Annotated in this window: 25 protein-coding genes and 1 pseudogene; 8 read left to right on the forward strand and 18 right to left on the reverse strand. The window is 60.7% G+C overall.

The window, feature by feature from the left end:
- Positions 1-30: 30 nt before the first annotated feature.
- Together tagQ and CRN80_RS09585 are read left to right on the forward strand one after the other, a co-directional pair.
- The gene (gene tagQ / locus CRN80_RS09580) at positions 31-954 is read left to right on the forward strand and encodes a type VI secretion system-associated lipoprotein TagQ (protein WP_098950040.1); all 924 of its coding nucleotides are present in this window, start codon (positions 31-33) and stop codon (positions 952-954) included.
- Between the two features lie 124 nt (positions 955-1078).
- Positions 1079-1453 (forward strand): hypothetical protein, encoded by a 375-nt coding sequence (locus CRN80_RS09585; protein WP_003195530.1) that lies wholly within the window; start codon positions 1079-1081, stop codon positions 1451-1453.
- Positions 1454-1724: 271 nt separating this feature from the next.
- Here CRN80_RS09585 and CRN80_RS09590 read toward each other — a convergent pair whose 3' ends face one another.
- Positions 1725-1967, reverse strand: a complete 243-nt coding sequence (locus CRN80_RS09590) for a DUF6124 family protein (RefSeq protein ID WP_057710580.1) — start codon at positions 1965-1967, stop codon at positions 1725-1727.
- A 523-nt stretch (positions 1968-2490) separates the two neighbouring features.
- Here CRN80_RS09590 and CRN80_RS09595 point away from each other — a divergent pair.
- Entirely contained in the window at positions 2491-3957 is a 1467-nt protein-coding gene (locus tag CRN80_RS09595) for an S-type pyocin domain-containing protein (protein WP_098950041.1), read from the forward strand.
- Positions 3957-4433 (forward strand): DUF6392 family protein, encoded by a 477-nt coding sequence (locus CRN80_RS09600; RefSeq protein ID WP_034134061.1) that lies wholly within the window; start codon positions 3957-3959, stop codon positions 4431-4433. The genes CRN80_RS09595 and CRN80_RS09600 overlap by 1 nt, the downstream gene beginning before the upstream one ends.
- Positions 4434-4620: 187 nt before the next feature.
- Here the strand turns inward: CRN80_RS09600 and CRN80_RS09605 are convergent, their stop codons facing one another.
- The 6 genes from CRN80_RS09605 to exbB all read right to left on the reverse strand — a co-directional run bounded on the left by CRN80_RS09605 (position 4621) and on the right by exbB (position 11552).
- A complete protein-coding gene (locus tag CRN80_RS09605; protein WP_094774741.1) occupies positions 4621-6021 on the reverse strand; it encodes an aminoacyl-tRNA deacylase and HDOD domain-containing protein in 1401 nt (466 codons plus the stop codon).
- 211 nt (positions 6022-6232) lie between these two features.
- On the reverse strand, positions 6233-8308 hold the full coding sequence (gene recG / locus CRN80_RS09610) for an ATP-dependent DNA helicase RecG (RefSeq protein WP_003195525.1): 2076 nt from the start codon (positions 8306-8308) through the stop codon (positions 6233-6235).
- A gap of 8 nt (positions 8309-8316) precedes the next feature.
- On the reverse strand, positions 8317-9237 hold the full coding sequence (locus CRN80_RS09615) for a hydrogen peroxide-inducible genes activator (RefSeq protein WP_003195523.1): 921 nt from the start codon (positions 9235-9237) through the stop codon (positions 8317-8319).
- 156 nt (positions 9238-9393) lie between these two features.
- Positions 9394-10140 carry an energy transducer TonB gene (locus tag CRN80_RS09620; protein ID WP_003195521.1) on the reverse strand — a complete coding sequence of 249 codons (747 nt, stop codon included), beginning with the start codon at positions 10138-10140 and terminating at the stop codon, positions 9394-9396.
- Complete coding sequence (exbD, locus tag CRN80_RS09625) at positions 10137-10562, reverse strand: TonB system transport protein ExbD (protein ID WP_003195519.1); 426 nt, start codon at positions 10560-10562, stop codon at positions 10137-10139. The genes CRN80_RS09620 and exbD overlap by 4 nt, the downstream gene beginning before the upstream one ends.
- A 6-nt stretch (positions 10563-10568) precedes the next feature.
- Entirely contained in the window at positions 10569-11552 is a 984-nt protein-coding gene (gene exbB, locus CRN80_RS09630) for a tonB-system energizer ExbB (RefSeq protein ID WP_032894531.1), read from the reverse strand.
- A 187-nt stretch (positions 11553-11739) separates the two neighbouring features.
- On the opposite strand from exbB, the gene CRN80_RS09635 reads away from it, so the two are divergent.
- A complete protein-coding gene (locus CRN80_RS09635; RefSeq protein ID WP_098950042.1) occupies positions 11740-12591 on the forward strand; it encodes an SDR family oxidoreductase in 852 nt (283 codons plus the stop codon).
- A 644-nt stretch (positions 12592-13235) separates the two neighbouring features.
- On the opposite strand, the gene CRN80_RS09645 is transcribed toward CRN80_RS09635, so the two are convergent.
- From CRN80_RS09645 to CRN80_RS09670, 6 genes are all read right to left on the reverse strand, one after another.
- Positions 13236-13976, reverse strand: a complete 741-nt coding sequence (locus CRN80_RS09645; protein ID WP_003195513.1) for a hypothetical protein — start codon at positions 13974-13976, stop codon at positions 13236-13238.
- A 56-nt stretch (positions 13977-14032) separates the two neighbouring features.
- Complete coding sequence (locus CRN80_RS09650; RefSeq protein WP_003176922.1) at positions 14033-14413, reverse strand: RidA family protein; 381 nt, start codon at positions 14411-14413, stop codon at positions 14033-14035.
- Positions 14414-14437: 24 nt separating this feature from the next.
- Positions 14438-16543: a bifunctional GTP diphosphokinase/guanosine-3',5'-bis pyrophosphate 3'-pyrophosphohydrolase gene (spoT, locus tag CRN80_RS09655; protein WP_003195510.1), complete on the reverse strand. Its 2106-nt coding sequence runs from the start codon at positions 16541-16543 to the stop codon at positions 14438-14440.
- Positions 16544-16603: 60 nt separating this feature from the next.
- Positions 16604-16867 carry a DNA-directed RNA polymerase subunit omega gene (rpoZ, locus tag CRN80_RS09660; protein WP_003195508.1) on the reverse strand — a complete coding sequence of 88 codons (264 nt, stop codon included), beginning with the start codon at positions 16865-16867 and terminating at the stop codon, positions 16604-16606.
- A 167-nt stretch (positions 16868-17034) separates the two neighbouring features.
- Complete coding sequence (gmk, locus tag CRN80_RS09665; protein WP_003195506.1) at positions 17035-17655, reverse strand: guanylate kinase; 621 nt, start codon at positions 17653-17655, stop codon at positions 17035-17037.
- Positions 17656-17665: 10 nt separating this feature from the next.
- Positions 17666-18529 carry a YicC/YloC family endoribonuclease gene (locus CRN80_RS09670; protein ID WP_003195504.1) on the reverse strand — a complete coding sequence of 288 codons (864 nt, stop codon included), beginning with the start codon at positions 18527-18529 and terminating at the stop codon, positions 17666-17668.
- A 287-nt stretch (positions 18530-18816) separates the two neighbouring features.
- Here CRN80_RS09670 and rph point away from each other — a divergent pair, with 287 nt between their 5' ends.
- The gene (gene rph, locus CRN80_RS09675; RefSeq protein ID WP_003195497.1) at positions 18817-19539 is read left to right on the forward strand and encodes a ribonuclease PH; all 723 of its coding nucleotides are present in this window, start codon (positions 18817-18819) and stop codon (positions 19537-19539) included.
- A 22-nt stretch (positions 19540-19561) separates the two neighbouring features.
- Entirely contained in the window at positions 19562-19930 is a 369-nt protein-coding gene (locus CRN80_RS09680; RefSeq protein WP_032894534.1) for a DUF4870 domain-containing protein, read from the forward strand.
- Between the two features lie 59 nt (positions 19931-19989).
- On the opposite strand, the gene CRN80_RS09685 is transcribed toward CRN80_RS09680, so the two are convergent.
- Complete coding sequence (locus CRN80_RS09685; RefSeq protein WP_003195493.1) at positions 19990-20769, reverse strand: exodeoxyribonuclease III; 780 nt, start codon at positions 20767-20769, stop codon at positions 19990-19992.
- An 82-nt stretch (positions 20770-20851) separates the two neighbouring features.
- On the opposite strand from CRN80_RS09685, the gene pyrE reads away from it, so the two are divergent.
- Complete coding sequence (gene pyrE / locus CRN80_RS09690; protein ID WP_003195489.1) at positions 20852-21496, forward strand: orotate phosphoribosyltransferase; 645 nt, start codon at positions 20852-20854, stop codon at positions 21494-21496.
- A 162-nt stretch (positions 21497-21658) separates the two neighbouring features.
- On the opposite strand, the gene argB is transcribed toward pyrE, so the two are convergent.
- The 4 genes and pseudogenes from argB to coaBC all read right to left on the reverse strand — a co-directional run bounded on the left by argB (position 21659) and on the right by coaBC (position 25914).
- The gene (argB, locus tag CRN80_RS09695; RefSeq protein WP_032894535.1) at positions 21659-22564 is read right to left on the reverse strand and encodes an acetylglutamate kinase; all 906 of its coding nucleotides are present in this window, start codon (positions 22562-22564) and stop codon (positions 21659-21661) included.
- A 19-nt stretch (positions 22565-22583) separates the two neighbouring features.
- Positions 22584-23990: pseudogene (locus tag CRN80_RS09700) on the reverse strand (phosphomannomutase/phosphoglucomutase); the annotation flags it as partial.
- A gap of 254 nt (positions 23991-24244) precedes the next feature.
- Positions 24245-24700 carry a dUTP diphosphatase gene (dut, locus tag CRN80_RS09710; RefSeq protein ID WP_003195482.1) on the reverse strand — a complete coding sequence of 152 codons (456 nt, stop codon included), beginning with the start codon at positions 24698-24700 and terminating at the stop codon, positions 24245-24247.
- 5 nt (positions 24701-24705) lie between these two features.
- Positions 24706-25914, reverse strand: a complete 1209-nt coding sequence (gene coaBC, locus CRN80_RS09715; protein ID WP_003195481.1) for a bifunctional phosphopantothenoylcysteine decarboxylase/phosphopantothenate--cysteine ligase CoaBC — start codon at positions 25912-25914, stop codon at positions 24706-24708.
- Positions 25915-25938: the final 24 nt, after the last annotated feature.

Below are 25938 nucleotides of genomic sequence, written 5' to 3' on the forward strand. Positions count from 1 at the left end.
GGCAAGTCAAACTTAACAGAGATCACATCTATGCTTTTTTCCCGTAAGGCGGTTTCCAAGCGTCACCTGCTGCTGATCGCAGCTGGTTTCAGCACCGTGTTGACTGGTTGCGCTACGTCGCCTGCATCCAAGGTAGCGTCGAGCACCAAGGTCGAGTACTACCCCAACTGCTACGAGCCGGTGCAGCACCTGCGCGCCACCGATTCGGACATGACCAAGTCGGTCGTCACCGGTGCCGCGATCGGCGCGGCCGGTGGTGCCCTGCTGGGCGCGCTGACCGGCGACAAGGACAGCCGTGGCCGCAATGCCGCAATCGGTGCCGCAGGCGGCGCCCTGGCTGGCGGCGCGGCGGGTTACTACACCGAGCGTCAGAAGCAGATCACCGATGACAACCAGCGCATCGCGTCCTACTCCACCGACTTCAACAAAAGCGCCTCGGACATCGACCGCAGCACCGCCTATGCCAAGGCCTCGCAGCAGTGCTACCAGAGCGCATTCACCAAGCTGGTGGCTGATCGCAAGGCCAAGACCGTCAACGACACCGAAGGCCGCAAGCGCCTGGCGGAAATCGTTGCAGGCTTGAAGGAATCCAATGACCTGATCGTGACGGTCAACGGCAAAGCCAGCGAAGACCTGAACAACTACACCCAAGCGTACGAGAAAGACCTGCAACAGGTCGGCGTACAGCGCAGCGATGTGGTGACCGTGGCCACCGCCGATACCACGCCAGTGGTCGCTCCGGCCAAGGGCAAGAAAGCCGTCAAGCCAGCCAAGAAGCTGGTGCTGCCAACAGTGCCAAAAGAAGCGGTAACCACCGAGCGCAGCATCCAGACCGTGCAGGCCAAGCAAGCTGAAAGCAAGCAGGTGGCCACTGCGGGCAAAACCCAGATCGAAGCAACTTGCCGCAATCCAAACCTGGCCGACTGGGCGCCAGTGCCGTGCCCTAACGTTTAAGTACTTGTTGCTATAAGCGTTAAACGCCAACCGATCTGCGCCTAAAGCGCGAGATCGGTGGCGTTCTTTTTGCAAATCGTTACACTGCTGCGGCCACTCCAATAAATACACCGAGGCCGTGTGCATGAAATTTCGTCTTCTCCTGTGGGTGCTGGGCCTGATGATGGGCAAAGCCAGCCGCACCAACCCCGCCTTCCAGCAGCAACTGGGTGACAAAGACCTGGCCTTCCAGCTGCAGACCCTCGACGGCAAGGTTGCCCGTCACTTCATCGTCAAAGACCAGCGCATCACCAGCCGCTCAGGTGTCCACCCGGCGCCGGCCTTCGCGATTGCCTTCAAGGATGCCGCCTACGGCTTCGCCACGATGCAGGCGAAGAACAAGCAACTGGCGTTTATGACGGGGATTCAGGACAAGTCGATCCAGATCAAGGGCAACCCGGCACTGGTAATCTGGTTCCAGGGGCTGACCAAGTATCTGAAGCCGAAGAAAAAGAAGTAACGATGACGCGGGTTGCCTGCCGCCCCGCGGTGTTCTCAGGTTTTTCGCGAGCAAGCTCGCTCCTACATTGAGGGGGGATGTTCAGGGACACCGCGTTGGATTCATCGCAGGCAAGCCAGCTCCCACAGTGACCGCGTTCCAACTTGGAAATACGGTCAATTGTGGGAGCTGGCTTGCCTGCGATAGCGGTGTAACAGGCGGCGGGTTTACCCCTGGCTGCGCAACAGGCGCACCGCCAGACATACCAGGTTCTCGGGGTATTGCCGTCATCTCACCGGGTTACTTGCCCCGAGACATTGAGTACCCGATCAGCTAGCAACTGTGCCAGTTCGATTAACTGCGCAACGCCCAGCAGCTCCTCTCGTTTTGGTCCTTCAAGGTCAAAGGCCAGATCGCAACTCAGCGCATTGGCCGAGGCCAGTGTTTCGCTGAGGTTGACCAACAGGTCTTCGGTACTGATGCCTGCGGCTACAGTGAACAAGCGGATGGGGGGATGGGGGGTAGGTTGGATCATCGTGAACTTCCTGATTTAAGTGGAGCTGCCACAGATCGCCGCGACGCGATCGGGTGGTAGCTGTACGCAGGTTCGCGGACCGGAATCAGGAAACCGGCATACCCGAAGGTATCCCGCGCACAGCCACCATAACGCCGCACAGTAGACGATAAAAAGGCGTCATCTGAAAGCGGAAATGGCACTTTGCGTCTGATTAAACCGGGCCGCGACGCCCAACCGCTGCGTGTGCAGCGGTGTACGAAGACTAGAGGTCGAGTGTCCTAGGGACAACCTCAAAGCCTTGTAAGACGTTTCTGTTTTTCCCACTACCTAGCCGAACGGACAGTTGTTTGGCTTTGCGCTCGTCAGCAATATCTTCCTTGCGCCATTTCGGCGCCCTTCCTTTTGCATAACAACGCAACGACCGCGTTTGAGCATCCTTGCGCGCTAAAAAAGGACCAAACATGAAGAGCATTGATTTTCAAGTTCAGCAGCCAGTTGGACCGACCAACGCCAACCTCATCGACTGCATGGAGAACCCAATGTGAGGCGCTACAACATCACCACAGGTTCAACCACCACGGTGGGTGGCAAGGTAACCAGCGGTTGTGAGGGCACCAGTTTCAACGGCGAAATGATCTCGAGGGAGGGTGACCGGGTCGCTTGTCCGGCTTGCGGCACTGAAGGCTTCATCGCGCTTACCGGCCCTCATTTGCACGAAGAGTGGAACGGCAAACAAGCGGCACTGGAGGGTGATCTGTGCATCTGCAAATGCGATCCGCCGCCGGAGTTGATTGCCAATCAGAGTTCCAAATCTCAGGAGTTTGGTCCCCAACCTCAACGTGTCACCCCGATTGTAATGAGGCCGACTGCATCCGCCTCGCCCCCTGCGAATTATGCCGCGCCCGTTGCGTCGAATCGTGCCGCTGATGCCTGCGTTTTTGCCAAGTCCTGCGTTTCGGTACCGGCCGGTTCTACAGCTGCGGGCACCGCCCCGGAAAACGCCAAAAACTTCGGCACCACCGCCCTCATGGCTTCAACCGGTAGCACGGGCGCCGTCGGCAGGGTAGCCGGCACACTCGGCAGCGACCTCGGTGCCTGGGCTGTACGAGGCTTGGCCGGCGCCAGTTCCGCCCTCAACCTCGTGCTGCTGGCATTCTGGCCACGGGATATCGGTGATTCAACGCTGTACACCCCGGAGCAGTTGGAGGGGATACGTTTGGCCAGCACGCGAGTGCGTTTCCAGTTTCGCCAGGATGAGTCCTGTGAACTGCGTGTTTATGGCCTACATACCCAACCTGGCAGTGGCGCTGACCGTGTGCCGGTTGCACAAGCCCGGTGGAATGTGGACAAAAGCGCGATGGTGGCGGTGCTGGATGGCATCAGCATCACATGGACGCCGAACCATGGGCCGGTGGTCAACGCGCCGAGTCCGTATCCGGGTGCACAGGAACGTCTGGATAATTTGTTCGTTCATCCGATTGCAGTGGGGCAAGACTCGGCAATCAGCCACTACCCTGGCCGGGAAGCTAACGAAGTTACCTGGCAGGATACGATCATTTCGTTTCCTGCTGACTCGGGTATGCCGCCGTTGTATTTGGTGTTTGCCAAGCCAATGGTTCACCCACTGGAAGTTGGGCCATATGACGACTTGAGCAGTCGCAGCATCAAAGACGGCTATGACATCGATCATCTTCCGGCTCGTAAAGTGCTTGAAGCTGTTCTGCTAAAACTTGACGGAGAAATGGATCCACGGGAAATAAGGGATTACCTTCGGCGAGCCCCAAGCATCGCTATTCCTGCCCGAGTCCACCAAAAATATAGTGAGACCTACGGCGGGCGTAGTACCAAAGCAAAGCAGATGCAGGATGCCTCCGACCTGAGGGCCGCGGTGGACAGCAACTTCAATGCGATTAAACGCGGACTTCTGGAGGAAGGCTTCACCGAAGCAGACGTCGAAGTGGCTCGGGAGCAACTGCATAGGCTCAGTAAAGAACAGGGGTGGTATTGATGAGTGCGCAAACTATTAATGGCTGGATCAGAAATCTGGGCAAACGCTACGAAGATTTGATTACCGAAGGGCTGATACCGAACCAGCCATTACAAGAACTTTATGACGGGCGGGATCGCCTGCACTTAGAACCTGCATGGGGACTTTCCCTGAGTTTTTGGGCAGAAACCAAGCGATTGGAAGCGCTGTTCATCACTCTGATTAAAAGCACTCCGTCGACATTGGAATATAAGGGCGAGCTGCCCAAACCTCTCGCTTCTACGATGACGAAATCCGACATTCGGTCGCATTTCGGCGTCCCTGTAGAATCAGGTGTTCCTGTAAAAATGCCACAGCCCGGGGGTATGACTGGAGGGTGGGATGCCTATCATCTTGATCCAAGCACACATCCGAATACCAAGCTGGTTTGCAAGTACACCTCCACTTTTCAGGTAAAAGCGTTGGTGTTTACATTGATTGATAAGAACCACGACTGATCTGCGTTCTGTTCCCAACTGGTTCGCCCCGCGTGGGAACGAGCGTCAAAGACGTAGAGCGTTCAGATGCACCGCGTTGGATTCATCGCAGGCAAGCCAGCTCCCACAGTGACCGCGTTCCAACTTTGAAATACGGTCAACTGTGGGAGCTGGCTTGACTGCGATAGCGGTGTAACAGGCAGCAGGTCTATCCCTGACTGAACTGCGAAGCCAATTCGCGCAACAGTACTTCGGCATCCAGCACTTTACCCACCACATCCTCCGCCTTCTCGCGGCTCAGGCCCAGGCGCTCCAGCAGTGCATCCGGAATGGATTCATCCGGCCCGGAGCCGATCCCCCGGCTGCGCAACAGGCGCACCGCCAGGCACACCAGGTTCGGGTATTCGGCGTATTGCCCGTCATACGTGGGGTCGTGCTGGAAGCGCAGGGCGGTGCACAGTTCGTCCGGCATGTCCCAGTAACGCATCAACCAGGCGCCGATCTGTTCGCGGCTGATGCCCAGCAAGTGTTGCTCGACGTAGCTGTGGCACAGGTGCGGGTTGACCTCCAGGTGCCGGCAGATCAGCGAGAAGTGCGGCGGAAACACGTGGGCCAGCAGCAGGTAGCCGAAGTTGTGCAGCAAACCTGCCAGGTAGGTCAGGCCGGCTTCCGGACGCTGGGTACGGGGCATGGCGCGGGTCAGGCCCTCGATGACGGCGGCGGTGTAGATCGACTGGTGCCAGTACGGCGTGGACAGGTGCGGGCGGTCCTTGGGCAGGCTCAGGGTTTTGCCCAGGGCCAGGCCCAGCGCCAGGTTGATCACAAGATCAAAGCCCAACACGCGCACAATGGCGTCTTCGACTGAGCGGATCTTGCCCGGCGAGGCGTAGTAGGGCGACGCGGCCCAACTTACGACCTGGGCGGCAAGGGCTGGGTCGGTTTCCACCACGCCAGTGATGTCGTCGATGGTGGCGTTGGGGTCGACACGCAGCTTGATGATCTTCTGCGCGGTGTCGGCCAGCGGCGGAATTTCGATGGTCGCTTCCAGGCGTTGCTGGATACGGCGCGCAGTGAACGCTTGCATCGCTTGGGTGATTTCCTCGCGGTCATCATTGGGGCGGTCGAGGTTCGGGCGGATGTTGCTCAAGGGTTCGCCAAACTGCGCGGCGCTGGCCTTGGTGAGCAGGCTCTTGAAGGCGTCGGTGGGGATTTCCAGCAACAGCCCGGCTTCGCCCGAATGCACCAGCAGGCTCGGCTCATTGAGCAAGCGGCCTTCGTACAGGCATGGCGAACTGGTCAGTGGCGGCAAGCCTGGCAGCAGGCTCAAGTCATGCTTGCCCAACATCCGCTCGACACGCTCGGGGGCCACGGCCGTGAGGCGGCGACCGGTGAGTTCGGCGAGGCGGTTGAGGTCCAGCAACTGGCTTTGGGGGAACAGCACCATGAGCGCGCCAACCGCATCCTCAAGCAACACCGCCTGGACCTTTCGGGCAGGGTTCAGGCCAGGCTGTTCGATGACTTCCGTGTAGGGGATGGCGAGCTTTGCGAGCAGCGCCCGAATGACCGGCGGGGCGGTCAGTGGGGCTGTGGCGAGGGCAACTTCTGACATGGCCTGATCCAATTTCTTACATTCATTGGAGTATAACCAGCTTGATACAGGTGTTGGTCGGATAAGTGTTCTTTGTGACGAGGTTGGCTGCGCGCCGATCCCCTGTAGGAGCGAGCTTGCTCGCGAAGAGCTTCCTGACGGAGCGATCCCCCAGAATGTCCGCGTTATCGTTGGCGCTCTTCGCGAGCAAGCTCGCTCCTACAGGAGGGGATCAGACTTGGCCGTATTGCTGGCCGTGGCGCAGCCAGCGGTTGAGCAACGGGCTGACGTGGTCGGGCCAGCGTTCAAGCAGGGCCTGAGCGGCGTCGCGGACCGCGGGCAGCAGGTCGGCATCGCGCATCAAGTCGGCAACCTTGAATTGCAGCAGTCCGGTCTGGCGCGTACCGAGCATTTCACCGGGGCCGCGCAGTTCGAGGTCTTTTTCGGCGATGACAAAACCATCGTTGGTTTCGCGCATGATGCCCAGTCGCTGGCGACCGATCTGCGACAGCGGCGGGTGATAGAGCAGCACGCAGTGGCTGGCGGCGCTGCCCCGGCCAACCCGGCCACGTAACTGGTGCAGTTGTGCCAGGCCCAGGCGCTCGGGGTTTTCGATGATCATCAGGCTGGCGTTGGGAACGTCCACGCCCACTTCGATCACAGTGGTGGCCACCAGCAATTGCAGGTTACCGGCCTTGAACTCGGCCATCACTGCGGCTTTTTCCGCCGGTTTCATACGGCCATGGATCAACCCGACCTTGAGCTCACCCAAGGCACTGGTGAGGTCCTCATAAGTGGTTTCGGCGGCCTGGCAGGTCAGTTCTTCGGACTCTTCGATCAGGGTGCACACCCAGTACGCCTGGCGGCCTTCGGCGCAGGCACCGCGCACGCGCTCGATCACTTCGACGCGCCGCGTGTCGGTGACCAGCACGGTGTTGACCGGCGTTCGCCCCGGCGGCAGTTCGTCGAGGATCGAGGTGTCGAGGTCGGCGTAGGCGCTCATGGCCAGGGTGCGTGGGATCGGCGTGGCGGTCATGATCAACTGGTGCGGGTTCATGCGCCCGCCCACGCCTTTCTGGCGCAGGGCCAGGCGCTGTTGCACGCCAAAGCGGTGCTGTTCGTCGATGATCACCAGCGCGAGGTTCTTGAACTGCACTTCGTCCTGGAACAGTGCATGGGTGCCCACCACCATCGGTGCGCCGGCAGCGATCTGCTCCAGGGCGGCCACGCGGTTCTTGCCTTTGAGCTTGCCAGCCAGCCACGCTACTTCCAGGCCCAGGGGTTCGAGCCAGCGCTTGAAGGTGATGAAGTGTTGTTCGGCGAGAATTTCCGTCGGTGCCATCAGCGCCACCTGGTAGCCAGCTTCCAGGGCTTGCAAGGCGGCGAGGGCGGCGACCACGGTTTTGCCGGCGCCTACGTCACCCTGGATCAGTCGCAGCATCGGTTCTTGCTGGCTGAGGTCGTAGGCGATTTCATTGCCCACGCGCTGTTGCGCGCCGGTCGGTGCAAAGCCGAGGTTGGCCAGGTATTGCGCAGGCAGCCGCGTGGCCTTGGGCATTGCCGGGGCGCGCAGGGAACGCATGCTTTCGCGCAGGCGTTGCTGGGACAGCTGGTGCGTGAGCAGTTCTTCAAAGGCCAGGCGATGCTGGGCCCAATGATGGCCGAGGGCGAGTTCGTCCACATCGGCATCGGCGGGCGGGTGATGCAAATACCGTATCGCATCGGCCAGGGGCGCCAATTGATAGTCGCGGGCCAGCTCCAGGGGCAGCCAATCGGGCAGGCTTTGCGGGCCGAGCATGGTCAGGGTCTGCATGCACAACTGGCGCAGACGTTGCTGGGTCAGGCCCTCGGTCAGCGGGTAGATCGGCGTGAGCGTGGTGTCCACCGGTGGCGGTTCATCGCCGGTAATGGCGCGGTATTCCGGGTGGTAGATTTCCAGGCCCGAGGCGCCTGGGCGTGCCTCGCCGTAGCAGCGCACGCGGGTGCCACGCTTGAGGCCTTCCTTCTGCGCGTTGCTGAAGTGGTAGAAGCGCAGGCTCAAACCGCCAGTGCCGTCCTGCAGGCGCACCACCAGGCTGCGGCGCTTGCCCATCACCACGTCGGCGCCACTGACGGTGCCTTCGATCACCGCGTCCTGCCCAGGGCGCAAATGGCCGATGGGCACCACGCGAGTGCGGTCCTGGTAGCGCAGGGGCAGGTGGAACAGCACGTCCTGAAGGTTCTCCAGGCCGACCTTGGCCAGTTTCTCGGCCATGGCCTCACCGACACCCTTGAGTGCCGTCACCGACACCTGCGATAACTCAGTCATACCGTGGCTTAGCTCGCAACGGGCGGCTTGGCCACCGAACACAGGCGGATCGAGTCCGCGAGGATCTCAATCGCTTTGGGGCGCGGGAAGCTGGCGCGCCAGGCAATCGCCACGGTACGGAACGGCACCGGCGGCGTGAGTGGGCGTACTTCGATCACGCCTTGGGCGTAGTGATGGCTGTCCACAGCCGACAGCGGCAGGATCGAAATACCCAGGCCGGAAGCGACCATATGGCGAATGGTTTCCAGGGAACTGGATTCCACCGTGGTGTGCTTGGCGCCGTCGTTGCCCTTGGTTAGGGTCGGGCAGGCTTCCAGCACCTGGTCGCGGAAGCAGTGGCCTTCACCGAGCAGCAGCAGGCTCTTGTCGTTGAGCAGGCCGGCGTCGATGGTGTCCTTCTTGGTCCACGGATGGGAGGCCGGCATCAGCACGTAGAACGGCTCGTCGTAAAGCGGCAATGTCAGCACGTCCGCCTCGTTGAAGGGCAGGGCGATGATGATCGCGTCCAGCTCGCCGTTGCGCAGTTTGTCGCGCAGCACGTGGGTGAAGTTTTCTTCGATATACAGCGGCATCTGTGGCGCAACACGGTGCAGTTGCGGAATCAGGTGCGGGAACAGGTAGGGGCCGACTGTGTAGATGGCGCCGACTTTGAGCGGTGCGGTCAGCTGGTTCTTGCCGGCCTGGGCCAGTTCGCGAATGCTTTGCGCTTGTTCCAAGACCTTCTGGGCCTGGGCAACGATGCCTTCGCCCACCGGGGTGAGGCGCACGGCGCTCTTGCTGCGCTCGAAAATCAGCACACCGAGTTCGTCTTCAAGCTTTTTCACACCCACCGACAGCGTCGGCTGGCTGACGTGGCAACGTTCGGCGGCATGGCCGAAGTGCTGTTCTTGGGCGAGGGTCACGATGTAGCGTAATTCTGTAAGAGTCATAGCGGGCGTCCATGAGGTTGCGGGCCAAGCATACCGGCTGCAATCGATAGACGCACGTTATCAGAACTTTGCTGGGGATTGAGTGGGGAATGTCGGAATTTTGCTGAGGTCATAAAGCGCATGTGGGAGGGCGCAGGTCCCTCCCACAGTGCTCTGTCAGCGGCGACGCTTGTCGATGTTGTAAACGAATGGCGCGACCAGTTCGACGCTGCCGTTTTTCAACAGGTCGGCGGGCGGCTTGGGCAGCGGCTGAGCCTTGCGGATCATCTCAAGGGTTGCGCGGTCCAGGTCGGCGTTGCCGGAGCGGCCTTCCAGTTCGTAGGACAGTACATTGCCTTCGCCATCGACCACGAAGCGCAAGCGGTTCATACCTTCCTTGCCACTGCGTTGGGCGCCAGGCGGGTACTTCTTGTACTTCTGCAGATGCGCCAGCAACGTGCTTTGCCAGGAAGCCTGGGCGGCCAGCTGCTGTGCCGATGGGCCCGGCGTAGGCTGTGCGGACTTCTGCGCAGGTGCGTTGCTCGGCGGCGTTTCGCTCGGTGGCTCCTCGGAAGGTTTCTCCTTGGGCGGCTCGGGCTTCTTCTCCACCGGCTTTGGCGGTTGTGGCTTAGGCTTGGGCTTGACCGGCTTGGGCACCTGGATCGTTGGCTTGGGCGCCTCGGCCAGCTTCGGCAGGGGCAGCTCTTCGACCGGTGGCGGCGGCGGCGCGACGACCTTGGGCGGGGCTGGAGGCGGCGGTGGCGCTGGCAGCGGCGCCAGGTCGATGACCATGGCGGCGGGTGGCAGCTGGATCGCCTGCGGCGCGGACCATTGGAGCGCGATGATGATCGCGACGGCATGCACGCCCAGCACGACGGCGAGGCTGGTGCCATAACGCGTCAGTTTGTGGCGCGTCGTGATCATTTCTTGGCTGCCGTCTCAAGTCCGACCAGGCCGACCTTGAGATAGCCGGCTGCCCGCAGGGCATCCATCACGCTCATCAGGTCGCCGTAGTCCACGCCTTTGTCGGCTTGGAAGAAGATCGTCGTGTCTTTCTTGCCTTGGGTCTTGGCGTCCAGCACCGGCCCCAGGGTCTCAGCCTTGACTTCTTCTTCGCCCAGGAACAGGCGTTGGTCCGCCTTGACGCTGAGGAAGATCGGTTTCTCTGGCCGCGGCGCCGGCTTGGCGCTGGACGCGGGCAGGTCCACTTTGATGTCCACGGTCGCCAGCGGTGCCGCCACCATGAAGATGATCAGCAGCACCAGCATCACGTCGATAAACGGCGTGACGTTGATTTCGTGGTTCTCGACGAGTTCGTCGTCGCCTTGATTCAAATGCAGGCCCATGGCCGATTACCCCACTTTCACCATGTGCGGTTGCGAGCTGCGCTCGGTAGGCAGGTGATCGAGGTCACGGCTGACCAGCAACAGGACTTCAGCCGATGCATCCGACACCTGGGCCTTGTAGCCGGCAATCGAACGGGCGAAGACGTTGTAGATGACCACCGCAGGAATCGCGGCAACCAGGCCCAGGGCGGTCGCCAGCAGTGCTTCGGCGATGCCGGGGGCAACGACGGCGAGGTTGGTGGTCTGGGTTTTGGCGATGCCGATGAAGCTGTTCATGATGCCCCACACGGTACCGAACAGGCCGACGAAGGGCGCGGTGGAACCGATGGTGGCGAGTACGCCGGTGCCGCTGCTCATGTTACGGCCGCAGGCAGCAACCAGGCGCTCCAGGCGGAAGCTGACACGCTCCTTGATGCCTTCTTTTTCGCGGGTGTTGGCCGACAGGCGCATTTCTTCCAGCGCGTCGTGCACCAGCAGGTTGGCCAGGGTGCCCTTCTTGGTCGCGGTTTCGCTCGCTTCCTTGAGGGTGGTGGCTTTTTTCAGGTGGACGATTTCAGCACGCAGACGACGCTTGGCGCCCAACAGCTCGAAGCCTTTGGCAATCCAGATGGTCCAGGTGATGATCGAGGCGATGGCCAGGCCGATCATCACGGCTTTCACCACTACGTCAGCATTCTGGTACATGCCCCATGGCGACAAGTCGTGGGCCATGCCCAGGGTGTTGTCTTCTTCCAGTACCACGCCGGTTTCGTCGGCAGGTGCGGCAGCACCGGCGGCCTGGGCCGGGTCGGTAGCCACTGGCGCGACGGCAGGCGCTGCCGGGGTCGCGGCATTTTGCTCGGCGGCTGCTGGAGCGGCGGGGGCGGTGGCGTCAGCGAATGCGGCGGTCGGTGCCAGCAGTACGCTGAACAGCATCGCAGCAATCGCACGCCAGGCGCGGGAGGGACTGTGAAGCTTGGTTGGCGAAGCGGGGGTGGTATGACGTGTCATGCTGGCCGGACCTGAGAGAAAAAATGGGTGATCGTCCTTCCAGACCCAAAGGGTCGAGGACAAATGGGCGGTCATTATTGCAAGTAATTCTTGTTAACAGAAGTAATACAGTAACTTTATTTGTGCTTTTTCTGGCCGTCGGTCATGTCTGGCGGCTAATCTGCGCCTTTAAGAATGGAGTTTTGTAATGTCTGCGCCTTCTGTTGTGATTGCCGGTTGCGGCGATGTGGGTAGTCGGCTGGCTAGCCAATTGCTGGCCTCGGAATGGGAGGTCCACGGCCTGCGCCGTGATATTTCGCGCCTGCCCGACGGGGTGATCGGCATCGCCGGCGACCTGTTCAAAAAGGATTGCCCTGACACCTGGCCCATCGGCGGGGTGGATTATCTGGTGTACTGCGCCGCTGCCACTGACCACGACGAAGCCGGCTATCGCGCCGCCTACGTGCAAGGGTTGCTGCATGTGTTGGAGTGGCTGGACGACTACGGCCAGACGCCCAAGCATTTGCTGTTTGTTTCCAGCAGCAGTGTGTATGGGCAGCAAAACGGCGAGTGGGTCGACGAAACGTCCGAGACGCAAGCGAAGGGCTATTCGGGGCAGGTGATGCTGGAAGCTGAGCAAGTGGCGCTCAATAGCGGTATTCCAGCCACCATCGTGCGTTTGACCGGCATCTACGGGCCTGGCCGTGAATGGCTGCTGACCCAGGTGCGTCAAGGCTACCGCGTAGCGGTTGATCCGCCGTTGTATGGCAACCGTATCCACGCCGATGACGCCGCGGGCCTGCTCGCCTTTTTGCTGCGGCATGTGGAAAAGGGCGGCTCGCTGGACAAGGTCTACATCGGCGTTGACGATGCGCCTGCGCCATTGGCCGAAGTAGTGGCCTGGCTGCGCGAGTATCTGGGTGTGACCGAGTGGGCCGAGGACGCCAGTGTGCGCCGTGCTGGCAGCAAACAATGCAGTAATGCGCGTATCAAGGCGTTGGGCTGGGTGCCGACATACCCGACCTACCGGGAAGGCTATGCGGCGATCTTGAAAGGCTGAAACGCGGTCAAAACTGTGGGAGCTGGCTTGCCTGCGATGGCGGTATATCCACCACATCTTTGTTGGGTGTAATACCGTCATCGCAGCATAGGTATCTACACAACTTAGAGCCGACGCTGGACCTGTGGCGAGGGAGCTTGCTCCCGTGACGGCCTGACAGTCGACGCTGATCTGGCTGACACACCACCATCCAAATGTGGGAGCTGGCTTGCCTGCGAAGACGGCCTCACAGTCAACACAGTTGAACCGGGTACATATCCGTTATTTAGGTAACGGCCACCTAGGGTTCCGCTCTGACAGCGGGTCACTTTTGGAAGGACCCAAAAGTAACCAAAAGGTCCTCGCCCCACCACTCGGCACCTCGCCTAGGCTCGGTGTGCCCGTAATCCGCCAGTGATTTGGGGGGCCGCCGCCACGCGCCATCCATGGCGCGGGGCGGCTAAACCGGCATCCCTGCCGGTTTACCCCCCAAATCCCTGTCGAATTCCGGCCAGCGTGGTTTAACGGGGCGCCTGAGATCAAAAGCAGATCAAGATCAAGAGCGACTCGCTTCGCATCGTGGTTACCGTTGATCGAGTTGTGTGGAGACCTACGATTCTCGCAGGCAAGCCAGCTTCCACATTTTGATTCAGGTGAGGCTTTTATTACTTTTCAAGCAGCCACTGGCGAGGGCCTGGCGTAAACGAAGGCACTTCATCGGCCTGCGCAGTATTGATCGCCTGGAAGATCTCCAGTTGCTCACCCTTGCGCGCGAAAATCCAAGGGTTGCCCTGGCCATTCAGTTGCAGCCAGATGCTGTCATAGCCGCCGCTCATGGAGGCGCAGTCGCCTGCCAGGCAGAGTGAATAACGATCAACCCCCGGCAGGCCGGCGACTTTGCCGTCAGCCTGGAACTGCACCGTGGCGCCGCTGCCGGTGCCGTCGCTGATCTTCCAGTCGCCGCCCATGTAGGCCGCGTACAGTGCGCGTTCGAAGTTGGCGCCCAGTGGCGCGCCTTCTGGAGCCGGGTCTTTGGCGCGGGCAAACAGCTGCTCGGGCTCATTGTCGTTGGCCACTTGCAGCAGTTGCTTGCCTTTGCGCTTGAGTTCGGTGGCAGAGCTGCCATAGAAGTCCACGTTCCACGCGCCGGGTTTTTCACCCGACAACTTGCCTTCCGCCACTTCAAAACCGTTGTAGTAGCGCGCCTGCAAGGCCTTGGTGTTGACCTCCCACTCAAGGTTGGGGCCATAGGACTGCAGGGCTTCACGCAAAGGGCCGCCCTTGGCTGCCGCGTCGATGGCGGCCTGGTTGATCCAGGTGCCGCTCACATCCAGGTCGGCGGGGTTGCTGGCACAGCCGCCGAGCAACAGGGCGAGCAACGAGGAGGCTACAAGCGCTTTGCGCATTACGAAATCCTTCTGAAACGAAGTCGGCGCAGCCTGTTGGGGCTGCGCCGGGTGTTTTACTCGATGACCAGAATGGCGTCCATCTCAACCTGTGCGCCCTTTGGCAGGGCGGCAACGCCGATGGCGGCGCGGGCTGGGTAAGGTTGTTCGAAGTACTTGCCCATAATCTCGTTGACCTTGGCGAAGTGGCTGAGGTCGGTGAGGAAGATGTTCAGCTTGACGATGTCCTTGAACGAACCACCGGCAGCTTCAGCCACGGACTTGAGGTTTTCAAAGACCTGTACGGTCTGGGCTTCGAAGCCTTCAACCAGTTCCATGGTCTTTGGGTCCAGTGGGATCTGGCCGGACATGTAGACGGTGTTGCCCGCCTTGATCGCCTGGGAATAAGTGCCGATGGCAGCTGGAGCTTTATCGCTGGTGATAACTGTCTTGGTCATGAATGACTCCTTGTAATGGATCGGTTATGCACGCATGCGGGTGATGCGGATCACACCGGTCAAGGCGCGCAACTTTTTGATCACGCGGGCCAGGTGCACGCGGTCGTGCACGCTGACCACCAGTTGGACCACGCTGATGCGACCATCGCGTTCGTCCATGCTGATTTTTTCGATATTGCCGTCGGCGGCGTTGACGCTGCTGGCCAACAGGGCGATCAGGCCGCGCTGGTGTTCCAGCTCCACCCGCAGCTCGACGTTGAATTCGCCGGTGACATCCTTGGCCCACGAGAGCTGGATGCATTTTTCCGGGTTGTGGCGGATTTCGGTGATGTTGCGGCAGTTGTCCAAGTGCACCACCATGCCCTTGCCTGCGGACAAGTGGCCGACAATCGGGTCGCCCGGGATCGGCGTGCAACATTTGGCGTAGCTGAGCACCAAGCCCTCGGTGCCGCGAATCGCCAGCGGGCCTTCAGGGCTCGGCAGCTGTTCGCCTTCGCCCAGCAGGCGTCGGGCGACCACGTAGGCCATGCGGTTGCCCAGGCCGATATCTTCCAGCAGGTCTTCGATGGTTTCCTGGCGGTACTCGTGGAGCATCGCTTGCACGCGCTCTTGCGGGATCTTGTCCAGGGCGCTGTCGAAGCCGTTGAGTACCTTGTTCAGCAGGCGTTCGCCCAGGCTGATGGACTCGGAGCGGCGCTGCAATTTCAGTGCGTGGCGAATATGCGTACGCGCCTTGCCGGTGACTACGAAGTTGAGCCAGGCCGGGTTCGGGCGAGCGCCCGGTGCACTGACGATCTCCACCGTGGAGCCGCTTTGCAGCGGTTCGGACAGCGGGGCCAGGCGCCGGTTGATGCGACAGGCGATGCAGCTGTTACCGACATCGGTGTGCACCGCGTAGGCAAAGTCGACCGCCGTGGAGCCTTTGGGCAGCTCCATGATCCGGCCTTTGGGCGTGAACACGTAGACCTCGTCCGGGAACAGGTCGATCTTCACGCTTTCGATAAATTCCAGGGAGTTGCCGGCACGTTGCTGCATTTCCAGCACGCCCTTGACCCATTGGCGCGCACGGGCATGGGTGCCTTTGGGCTGCTCGTCGCCGCTGGACTTGTACAGCCAATGGGCGGCGATGCCGTTGTTGGCCATCTCTTCCATTTCACGGGTGCGGATCTGGATCTCGATCGGCACCCCGTGCATGCCAAACAGCGTGGTATGCAGGGACTGGTAGCCGTTGGCCTTGGGAATTGCGATGTAGTCCTTGAAGCGGCCCGGCAGGGGTTTGTACAAATTGTGTACAGCGCCCAGCACGCGGTAACAGGTATCGACCTTGTCGACGATGATCCGGAACGCATACACGTCCATGATCTCGTTGAAGGCCCGACGCTTGCCGCGCATCTTCTTGTAGATGCCGTAGATGTGCTTCTGCCGGCCGCTGACCTCGCCCTCGATCTCGTCGATCGCCAGGCAATGGCTCAGGGACTCTTCGATCTTGTTGACGATTTCCTTGCGGTTGCCCCGTGCGCGCTTGACCGCCTGGTAGATGCGTGCCGAGCGCATGGGGTGCATGGCTTTAAAGCCAAGGTCTTCGAATTCGATACGAATGGCGTGCATGCCCAGCCGGTTGGCGATGGGCGCATAGATTTCCAGGGTCTCCTTGGCGATGCGTCGGCGTTTTTCGCCGGACAGCACTTCCAGCGTGCGCATGTTGTGCAGCCGGTCGGCCAGCTTGACCAGGATCACCCGAATGTCTCGGGCCATGGCCATGGCCATCTTCTGGAAGTTTTCCGCCTGGGCTTCGGCCTTGGTCTCGAAGTTCATCTGGGTCAGCTTGCTGACCCCATCGACCAGTTCGGCCACGGTTTCGCCAAATTGCGCACTGAGCGCTTCCTTGGCAATGCCGGTGTCTTCGATCACGTCATGCAGCATCGCGGCCATCAGGCTCTGATGGTCCATGTGCATGTCGGCAAGAATATTGGCCACCGCAAGAGGATGGGTGACATACGCCTCGCCGCTACGTCGGCGCTGGCCGTCGTGGGCTTGTTCGGCGTAGAAATACGCTCGGCGAACCAGGTTGACCTGGTCGGCGCCGAGGTAGGCCGATAAGCGATCGGCGAGGGCGTCTATGCTCGGCAAAGTGTGAACTCCTGCCGATGGCTGTGACCCCGCGCCGTGCTACGTCGACCAGGCATAGGCTTAGACGTCCTCGTTGGACTCGCCTTCGAACGCTGCAAACAGCGGTTCGTCTTCAACGATTTCGGCGTTGGCGATGAACTCGTAGCTCATCAGGCCTTCAGCGATTTCACGCAGGGCTACAACGGTAGGCTTGTCGTTTTCCCACTGGACCAGGGGCTCTTTGCCGCCAGTGGCCAGTTGACGGGCACGCTTGGTAGAGAGCATGACCAGCTCAAAGCGGTTATCCACGTGTTCTAGGCAGTCTTCAACGGTTACGCGGGCCATGGTATTCCTCGGAGCGAATGCAAGATGCGCGCTGCCCGGTTGGGCGAGCGGACTGAGCAGTTTAAAAAATCACCAGCGTTTAGGGAAGCGCTGATTTTTCGCAGGCCTTCGCAAAACCGCTACAAGTGCCAATGTAAGGCCCTTGCAGCTGTTTTGGGAAGAGCCAATCAGCCGAGCAATTCGGCGAGTAATTTGCCGAAACGTTGCTGTTGGCGCTTTTGCTGCAGTTGGTTGGCGCGGAAAATCGCCTTCAAATCGTCCAGTGCGTGGGCAAAGTCGTCATTGATGATCAGGTAGTCGTAGTCGACGTAGTGGCTCATTTCACTGACGGCCTCACGCATGCGCCCCTCGATGATCTCGTCGCTGTCCTGGCCGCGGTTGGTCAGGCGTTGGTGCAGGGCTTGGAGCGAGGGCGGCAGGATGAAGATGGAGCGTGCCTTGGGCATCAGCTGGCGCACTTGCTCGGCGCCCTGCCAGTCGATTTCCAGGATCAGGTCGTGGCCTTCGTCCAGGGTCTGTTGCAGGTGGCTTTGCGAGGTGCCATAGAGGTTGCCGAACACTTCGGCGCGCTCCAGGAAGTCACCGTGCTCGATCATCTTGACGAACTCGGTACGCTCGACGAAGTGATAGTGCACACCGTCCACTTCGCCCGGACGCATGGCGCGGGTGGTGTGGGAGACCGAAATGCGGATCTGCTCGTCGGCGTCGGTCAAAGCCTTGACCAGGCTGCTTTTGCCCGCGCCCGAAGGGGCGGAAATGATGTAAAGGGTGCCGGTGCTGTGGGTCATGGAGGGTGCCTTACTCAATGTTCTGTACTTGTTCGCGCATTTGCTCGATCAACACTTTGAGGTTGACCGCCGCCGTGGTGCTGCGCGGGTCGAACGCCTTGGAGCCCAGTGTATTGGCTTCGCGGTTGAGTTCCTGCATCAGGAAGTCCAGGCGCCGACCGGCGGCACCGCCCGACTTGAGTACGCGGCGCACTTCAAGGATATGGGTGCTCAGGCGGTCGAGTTCTTCGGCCACGTCGCTCTTCTGCGCGAGCAGGACCATTTCCTGTTCCAGGCGCGTCGGGTCGAGGTCGGCCTTCATGTCGGTGAAGCGGTCGAGGACCTTCTGGCGCTGGGTGGCGAGCATCTGCGGTACCAGTTCGCGCAGGGTCACCACGTCGGCTTCGATCGACGTCAGCCGCTCGTTGATCAGGCGCGCCAGTTCGGCGCCTTCGCGCTCACGGCCGGCCTTGAGTTCCTTCAGACCCTGGTTGAACAGGGCGAGGGCTTCGGCATTCAAGGCCTGTGGGTCGGCCGCGTCGGCCACCAGCACGCCGGGCCAGGCCAATACTTCCAAAGGGTTTAATGCGGCCGGCTGCTTGATCAGCCCAGCGATGGTTTCGGCCGCGGCCACCAGTTGGGCGGCGCGGTCGCGGTCGACCTGCAGCGGCTTGCCGGTGGTTTCTTCGGTAAAGCGCAAGGTGCATTCCAGCTTGCCACGGGAAATGCCCTGGCGCAGCGCTTCACGCACCGCTCCTTCGAGGTCGCGGAACGACTCTGGCAGGCGCAGGTGCGGCTCCAGGTAACGGCTGTTGACCGAGCGCAGTTCCCAGCTGAGGGTGCCTTGGGCCCCGGCTTTTTCGACACGGGCGAAGGCGGTCATGCTGTGCACCATGGAGGTACCTCGCGTTGGATAAATAGAAATTGACCAGGCCGACCTGTAGGAGCGAGCTGGCTGGCGAAGAACGCAAGGGCACCGCGTTGAATCAGGAAGGCCCCGTAATCGTTGACGTTTTTCGCGAGCAAGCTCGCTCCTACCGTCTGGAGGCGCAGGATTGTAGCGCAGTGGGAGGGGGTCGCCCAAACCCGGGCATTGGTAACCGGATTTTTTAGAAGTGCCCCGAACCGGTTCGCGGCTCTATAATGCTCGGCAGTTTTTCGTCCTCAGTACAGGTATCCCCTATGAAACGTCCAAGTGGTCGCGCTGCCGATCAGCTCCGCTCGATCCGCATCACCCGCAACTACACCAAACACGCCGAGGGATCTGTACTGGTCGAGTTTGGCGATACCAAGGTCATCTGCACTGTCAGCGTCGAAAACGGCGTGCCGCGCTTCCTCAAGGGCCAGGGCCAGGGTTGGTTGACCGCTGAATACGGCATGCTGCCGCGCGCCACTGGCGAGCGTAACCAGCGTGAAGCCAGCCGTGGCAAGCAAGGCGGGCGAACCCTGGAAATCCAGCGCCTGATCGGTCGTTCCCTGCGTGCCGCTTTGGATATGTCCAAGCTAGGTGACGTCACCCTCTACGTCGATTGCGACGTGATCCAGGCAGATGGCGGCACCCGCACGGCGTCCATCACCGGCGCCATGGTGGCCTTGGTTGACGCTTTGAAGGTGATCAAGAAGCGCGGCGGCCTGAAAGCGGGTGACCCGCTTAAGCAGATGATCGCCGCTGTGTCGGTTGGCATGTACCAGGGCGAGCCTGTGCTGGACCTGGACTACCTGGAAGACTCGGCTGCCGAGACCGATCTCAATGTGGTCATGACCAGCACCGGTGGTTTCATCGAAGTGCAGGGCACTGCCGAAGGCGCGCCATTCCAGCCGGCTGAGCTGAACGCCATGCTGGCCTTGGCCCAGAAGGGCATGACCGAAATCTTTGAATTGCAGAACGCCGCGCTGGCTGACTGAGCCGGCCCCAAGGAGAAGCACCATGAATGACAGCCAGTTGCCAGTTCCGGCACCGTCCAAGGAAGTACGCCAGTGGGCAATGTTGTGTCATTTCGCGGCATTCCTGGGGTTGGTATTTCCCTTCGGCAGCCTGCTGGGGCCGTTGATCCTGTGGCAGTTCAAGAAAGACATGGACCCGCTCGTCGATGACCAGGGCAAGGAGGCGCTGAATTTCCAGATCACCGTGGCGATCGCCTGGCTGGTGTGCCTGTTGTTGGGCTTTGTGGTGGTCGGCTTCTTGCTGATGACCGTGCTGGTGATTGGTGCGTTGATTCTGACGATCATCGCCGGTATCAAGGCCAACAAAGGCATTGCCTATCGCTATCCGTGGACCTGGCGCCTGGTCAAGTAACCGAGCGGCCACAAAAAAACCGACATCACTGTCGGTTTTTTTGTGCCTGGAGAATGACCTCAGATGGTCAATGTCCAGTCGTAGTCCACGATCAGCGGCGCGTGCTGCGAGAAGCGCGGCTGGCGCGGCAGGCGTGCGCTGCGTACGAACCGGCGCAGGCCCGGGGTCAGCAGTTGGTAGTCGAAACGCCAGCCCAGGTTGAGCATCTCGGCCTGTTCGTTATCCGGCCACCAGCTGTACTGGTCGCCTTCGCGGCTGACTTCGCGCAGGGCATCGACATAGCCCATGTTGCCGACAATCTCGTCCATCCAGGCGCGTTCCGGCGCCAGGAAGCCTGGGGATTGCTGACTGTCGCGCCAGTTCTTGATATCCAGCTTCTGTTGCGCCACGTACAGCGAGCCACAATAAATGTACTCGCGACGTTTGCGTCGCTGTTTATCCAAGTAACGGGCGAAATCGTCCATTAGCTTGAATTTCTGGTTCAAGTCTTCATCGCCGTTCTGCCCCGAAGGAAGCAGCAAGGTCGCGATGCTGACCTTGTCGAAATCGGCTTGCAGGTAACGCCCGTAGCGGTCGGCTGTCTCGAAGCCGAGGCCGCTGATGACCGCCTTGGGTTGCAACCGCGAGTACAAAGCCACGCCACCTTGGGTGGGCACTTCGGCATCGCAGGCATAAAGGAAGTAGCCATCCAGTTGGAAGGCTGGGTCGTCCAGTTCAAAGGCGGAGGCACGGGTGTCCTGCAGGCAGATGACGTCGGCATTCTGTGCTTGCAGCCAACTGAGCAAACCACGCTCGACTGCAGCCTGAATACCATTAACGTTCACACTGATGATCCGCATAAATGGCCCCAAAAATCGCGTGCGTGTATGATACACGCCGTCCACCCAATTAGCTAAATCCGTGGTATCTGAGGCTTTTTTCATGCAGGCGTATCAGCGCGATTTCATTCGTTTTGCCATCGATCGCGGCGTTTTACGCTTCGGTGAGTTCACCCTCAAGTCCGGGCGCACCAGCCCGTACTTCTTCAATGCAGGCCTGTTCAACTCAGGTTCGGCCCTGGCTCAGCTGGGCCGTTTCTATGCGGCAGCCATCGTTGAGAGCGGTATTTCCTTCGACGTACTCTTTGGCCCGGCCTACAAAGGTATTCCCCTGGCTGCGGCGACGGCGGTTGCCCTGGCGGAGCATCACGGTCAGGACCTGCCGTGGTGTTTCAACCGTAAGGAAGCCAAGGCCCATGGTGAAGGCGGCAGCCTGGTCGGCGCGCCATTGACCGGCGATGTGCTGATCATCGATGACGTGATCACCGCGGGCACTGCTATCCGTGAAGTGATGCAAATCATCGCTTCCCAGGACGGCGCCAAGGCTGCCGGTGTGCTGATCGCCTTGAACCGCCAGGAGCGCGGCAACGGTGAGTTGTCGGCGATCCAGGAAGTGGAGCGCGATTTCGGCATTCCGGTGGTGAGCATCGTGTCGTTGAACCAGGTGTTGCAGTTCCTGGAAGATGACCCGCAGCTCAAGCAGCATTTGCCGGCTGTGCGTGCATACCGCGAGCAGTTCGGCGTCTGACGCCGCTCTCCCTGTAGGAGCGAGCTTGCTCGCGAAAAACTCCCAGGCGCCGCGTTCATTCAGGAAGCACGCGTTATCGTTGACGTTTTTCGCGAGCAAGCTCGCTCCTACAAAAAAAGCCCCGCTCAATTCAATTGAGCGGGGCTTTTTTGTTTGCAGCGATTAAGGCCGCTTGCGGTTACTGATCAGCGTGCCCATACCGGTATCCGTGAAGATTTCCAGCAGTACCGCATTCGGCACGCGGCCATCGATGATCAGCGAGCTGCCGACGCCGCCTTGCACTGCTTCCAGCGCGCAGCGGATCTTGGGCAGCATGCCGCCGTAGATGGTGCCGTCGGCGATCAGGTCATCCACCTGTTGGGTGGTCAAGCCGGTCAGTACTTTGCCTTCCTTGTCCATCAGGCCGGCGATGTTGGTCAGCAGCATCAGCTTTTCAGCCTTCAACGCTTCCGCCACTTTGCCCGCCACCAGGTCGGCGTTGATGTTGTACGACTCGCCATTGGCGCCCACGCCAATCGGCGCGATCACCGGGATGAAGTCACCCTTGACCAGCAGGTTGAGCAGGTCGGTGTTCACCCCCACCACTTCACCCACCTGGCCGATATCGATGATTTCCGGTTGGGTCATCTCGGGCGTCTTGCGGGTAACGGTGAGCTTTTTCGCACGGATCAGCTCCGCATCCTTGCCGGTCAGGCCGATGGCGCTGCCACCGTGGCGGTTGATCAGGTTGACGATGTCTTTGTTGACCTGGCCACCGAGGACCATTTCCACCACGTCCATGGTTTGCGCGTCAGTGACACGCATGCCATCGATGAAGTGACTCTCGATCGACAAACGCTTGAGCAGGTCGCCGATTTGCGGGCCGCCGCCGTGGACGACCACCGGGTTGATCCCCACGGCCTTCATCAGCACGATGTCGCGGGCAAAGCCGGTTTTCAGCTCATCGCTTTCCATGGCATTGCCGCCGTACTTGATCACCAGCGTCTTGCCGACGTAGCGTCGAATATAAGGCAACGCTTCGGACAGGACCTTGGCGGTGTTGGCAGCGGCTTCGCGTTCGAGGGTCATTCAGGGCTCCGGGCAAAAATCAGAACGGTAATTGGAGATCAGGGGCAACACGTTTCAACTGGGCGTGGAACACGTCCTTGATGCGCTGCAACTCCGCTTCGGTATCCGCCTCGAAACGCAGGACCAGCACCGGTGTGGTGTTGGACGCGCGAACCAGGCCCCAGCCTTTGGCGTAATCGACTCGCACACCATCAATGGTGGTCAGGTTGGCGCCTTCACCCCATTGCGCATCGTGCAATGCGTCAATGATGCTGAATTTGCTCTCCTCGGTCACATGGATATTGATCTCAGGCGTAGAAATATCATTCGGGAAGGTCTGAAACAGCTCTTCGGCCGTGGATTTCTCCTTGCTGAGGATCTCCAGCAGACGAGCGGCGCTGTAAATACCGTCGTCAAACCCGAACCAGCGCTCCTTGAAGAAGACGTGGCCGCTCATTTCACCGGCCAACAGCGCGCCGGTTTCCTTCATTTTCTTTTTGATCAACGAGTGACCGGTCTTCCACATTAGCGGGCGACCGCCGTATTCCTTGATCAATGGCGTGAGGCGACGCGTGCATTTCACGTCGAAGATGATCTCGGCGTTGGGGTTGCGCGCCACTACGTCACGGGCAAACAGCATCAGCAGGCGGTCCGGGAACACGATCTCGCCGGTTTCGGTCACCACGCCCACACGGTCGCCGTCGCCATCGAAGGCCAGGCCGACGTCGGCGCCTACTTCCTTGACCTTGGCGATCAAGTCCACCAGGTTTTCCGGCTTGCCTGGGTCTGGGTGATGATTGGGGAAGTTGCCGTCCACTTCGCAGAACAGTGGGATCACTTCGCAGTTCAGGGCTTCGAGCAGTTGCGGGGCAATTACGCCGGCTGCGCCGTTGCCGCAGTCCACCACGACTTTCAGGCGGCGCGCGAGCTTGACGTCACGGGTGATTTCATCGGAGTAGCGCGGGAGGATATCGACCTTAGTGATGCTGCCGGTGCCACTCGTCAGGTCGTTGGTCTTCAGGCGGGTGTGCAGGGCCTGGATCTGTTCATTGGCCAGGGTGTCGCCAGCGATGACGATCTTGAAGCCGTTGTAGTCCGACGGGTTGTGGCTGCCGGTGAGCATGACCCCGGATTTGCCCGCCAGTACGTTGGCGGCGTAGTACAGCGCGGGGGTTGGTACCAGGCCGACGTCGCTGACGTGGCAGCCGCTGTCAGCCAGGCCCTGGATCAGTTGCTCGACCAGCTCCGGGCCGGACAAGCGGCCGTCACGGCCTACCGAAACGTTGGGTTCGCCCTGGGCCAGGCTCTGGGAGCCGATGGCGCGGCCGATCCAGTAGGCGGTTTCGGCGGTCAAGGTCTTGGGGACCACGCCACGGATGTCATAGGCGCGAAAAATGCTGTCGGGAAAGGTCGGGGCTACGCGGGCTGCGGTACTCATCGCGGGGGAAACTCCATCTGAAAGGGGGCAAGGCGGGCCTGATGTGGCTGGCCGGCAGGCTCAAACTGAAGGGTATGACGGCGTTTTCGGCAGAGAGTTCGTGGTGTAAAAATGCCATCGGCGCTTTGACGCTAGCATTATTTTTACGTAGTCCTTTGATTTCATTAGAGAAATCTCGATGATTATTTCCGCGCATTCTTCATCCTGAAAAGCCGGGCGGTGGCGCGTGGTCGGACGATGGCGTCCGGCCACGTTCAGCTTAGTCAGTGACTGCCGGAATGCCCAAAACCGCCTGCGCCGCGTTGGGTTTCGTCAAATTCCTGCACCAATTCAAAATGTGCCTGCACCACCGGCACCAGCACCAGTTGGGCGATGCGCTCGCCGATGGCGATGTTGAAAGCCGTCTGGCCACGGTTCCAGCACGACACCATCAACTCGCCCTGGTAGTCCGAATCGATCAGGCCGACCAGGTTGCCGAGCACGATGCCATGTTTGTGACCCAGGCCGGAGCGCGGCAGGATCAGCGCCGCCAAGCCTGGATCGCCGACATAGATCGACAGGCCAGTAGGAATCAGGATGGTCTGGCCCGGCTCAAGGACGGTGTCCTCTTTGAGCATGGCGCGCAGGTCCAGGCCGGCGGAGCCCGGTGTGGCGTAGGCCGGCAGGGGGAATTCGTTGCCGAGGCGTGGGTCGAGGATCTTGGCTTGCAAAGCGTGCATGGAGATTAAACCTGGTTCAGCCGTTGGGCGATAAAAGAGATCAGTTGGCGGGCAATCTTGCCCTTGCTGGTCTGGGCGAAAAGGGTGGCGTGCAGTTCGCGGTCGATCACGCTGCACGCATTTTCCTCGCTGTTGAAGCCGATGCTCGGGTTGGCGACATCATTGGCAACGATCAGGTCGAGGTTTTTGTCTTTCAGTTTGCGTGCGGCGTAGTCCAGCAGGTGCTCGGTCTCGGCAGCGAAGCCGACGCTGAACGGGCGGTCCGGACGGGTAGCGATGGTGGCCAGGATGTCCGGGTTACGCACCATTTGCAGGAGCAGGCCGTCGCCGCTCGTAGGGTCTTTCTTGAGCTTCTGTGGGGCCACGACCTCCGGGCGGTAATCCGCAACCGCTGCCGAGGCGATAAACAGGTCGCAGGGAATAGCAGCTTCGCAGGCTGCCAACATGTCCCGGGCGCTGACTACGTCGATCCGCGTGACACGATCAGGGGTCGGCAAATGCACCGGGCCTGTGATCAACGTGACCCGTGCGCCTGCCTCGACCGCGGCTTCAGCCAACGCAAAGCCCATTTTTCCTGAGCTATGGTTGGTGATGTAGCGCACCGGGTCGATGTTTTCCTGGGTTGGGCCGGCGGTGATCAGCACGTGCTTGCCGGTCAGGGCCAGGTGCTGGAAGCACTCGGCGGCGCATTGCGCCAGGTCGGTGGCTTCGAGCATGCGGCCCAGGCCGACGTCGCCGCAGGCCTGGCTGCCGGACGCCGGGCCGAACACCTTGAGGCCGCGGGTTTGCAGGAGTTGGGTATTGGCTTGGGTGGCCGGGTCGCGCCACATGGCCTGGTTCATGGCCGGTGCGATAGCGACGGTGGCGTCGGTGGCCAATACCAGGGTGGTGAGCAGGTCATCGGCAATGCCCTGGGCCAGGCGGGCGATCAGGTCGGCTGTCGCCGGGGCGATCAGCACCAGGTCGGCCCATTTGGCCAGTTCGATATGGCCCATGGCGGCTTCTGCGGCCGGGTCCAGCAGGTCGAGGTGAACCGGGTGGCCGGACAGGGCCTGCATGGTCAGCGGGGTGATGAACTCGCTACCACCACGGGTCATGACCACGCGCACTTCGGCGCCCTGGTCCAGGAGCCTGCGAACCAACTCTGCGCTCTTGTAGGCGGCAATGCCGCCGCCGACGCCGAGAACGATGCGTTTCCGATACAGACGCTGCATTGGTTTGCCTTTCCAGTTCAGTGA

Source organism: Pseudomonas sp. FDAARGOS_380 (genome assembly GCF_002591235.1).
GTDB lineage: Bacteria > Pseudomonadota > Gammaproteobacteria > Pseudomonadales > Pseudomonadaceae > Aquipseudomonas > Aquipseudomonas salmasensis.

Coding starts and splice junctions, on each gene's coding strand:
- pyrE (WP_003195489.1), top strand. CDS start 20,852: ATGCAGGCGTATCAGCGCGATTTCATTCGTTTTGCCATCGATCGCGGC.
- CRN80_RS09615 (WP_003195523.1), bottom strand. CDS start 9,237: ATGACTCTTACAGAATTACGCTACATCGTGACCCTCGCCCAAGAACAG.
- dut (WP_003195482.1), bottom strand. CDS start 24,700: ATGCACGCTTTGCAAGCCAAGATCCTCGACCCACGCCTCGGCAACGAA.
- rph (WP_003195497.1), top strand. CDS start 18,817: ATGAAACGTCCAAGTGGTCGCGCTGCCGATCAGCTCCGCTCGATCCGC.
- argB (WP_032894535.1), bottom strand. CDS start 22,564: ATGACCCTCGAACGCGAAGCCGCTGCCAACACCGCCAAGGTCCTGTCC.
- CRN80_RS09605 (WP_094774741.1), bottom strand. CDS start 6,021: ATGTCAGAAGTTGCCCTCGCCACAGCCCCACTGACCGCCCCGCCGGTC.
- CRN80_RS09650 (WP_003176922.1), bottom strand. CDS start 14,413: ATGACCAAGACAGTTATCACCAGCGATAAAGCTCCAGCTGCCATCGGC.
- gmk (WP_003195506.1), bottom strand. CDS start 17,655: ATGACCCACAGCACCGGCACCCTTTACATCATTTCCGCCCCTTCGGGC.
- coaBC (WP_003195481.1), bottom strand. CDS start 25,914: ATGCAGCGTCTGTATCGGAAACGCATCGTTCTCGGCGTCGGCGGCGGC.
- CRN80_RS09585 (WP_003195530.1), top strand. CDS start 1,079: ATGAAATTTCGTCTTCTCCTGTGGGTGCTGGGCCTGATGATGGGCAAA.
- CRN80_RS09635 (WP_098950042.1), top strand. CDS start 11,740: ATGTCTGCGCCTTCTGTTGTGATTGCCGGTTGCGGCGATGTGGGTAGT.
- tagQ (WP_098950040.1), top strand. CDS start 31: ATGCTTTTTTCCCGTAAGGCGGTTTCCAAGCGTCACCTGCTGCTGATC.
- exbB (WP_032894531.1), bottom strand. CDS start 11,552: ATGACACGTCATACCACCCCCGCTTCGCCAACCAAGCTTCACAGTCCC.
- CRN80_RS09645 (WP_003195513.1), bottom strand. CDS start 13,976: ATGCGCAAAGCGCTTGTAGCCTCCTCGTTGCTCGCCCTGTTGCTCGGC.
- exbD (WP_003195519.1), bottom strand. CDS start 10,562: ATGGGCCTGCATTTGAATCAAGGCGACGACGAACTCGTCGAGAACCAC.
- CRN80_RS09670 (WP_003195504.1), bottom strand. CDS start 18,529: ATGGTGCACAGCATGACCGCCTTCGCCCGTGTCGAAAAAGCCGGGGCC.
- CRN80_RS09600 (WP_034134061.1), top strand. CDS start 3,957: ATGAGTGCGCAAACTATTAATGGCTGGATCAGAAATCTGGGCAAACGC.
- CRN80_RS09685 (WP_003195493.1), bottom strand. CDS start 20,769: ATGCGGATCATCAGTGTGAACGTTAATGGTATTCAGGCTGCAGTCGAG.
- recG (WP_003195525.1), bottom strand. CDS start 8,308: ATGACTGAGTTATCGCAGGTGTCGGTGACGGCACTCAAGGGTGTCGGT.
- CRN80_RS09590 (WP_057710580.1), bottom strand. CDS start 1,967: ATGATCCAACCTACCCCCCATCCCCCCATCCGCTTGTTCACTGTAGCC.
- CRN80_RS09620 (WP_003195521.1), bottom strand. CDS start 10,140: ATGATCACGACGCGCCACAAACTGACGCGTTATGGCACCAGCCTCGCC.
- CRN80_RS09680 (WP_032894534.1), top strand. CDS start 19,562: ATGAATGACAGCCAGTTGCCAGTTCCGGCACCGTCCAAGGAAGTACGC.
- rpoZ (WP_003195508.1), bottom strand. CDS start 16,867: ATGGCCCGCGTAACCGTTGAAGACTGCCTAGAACACGTGGATAACCGC.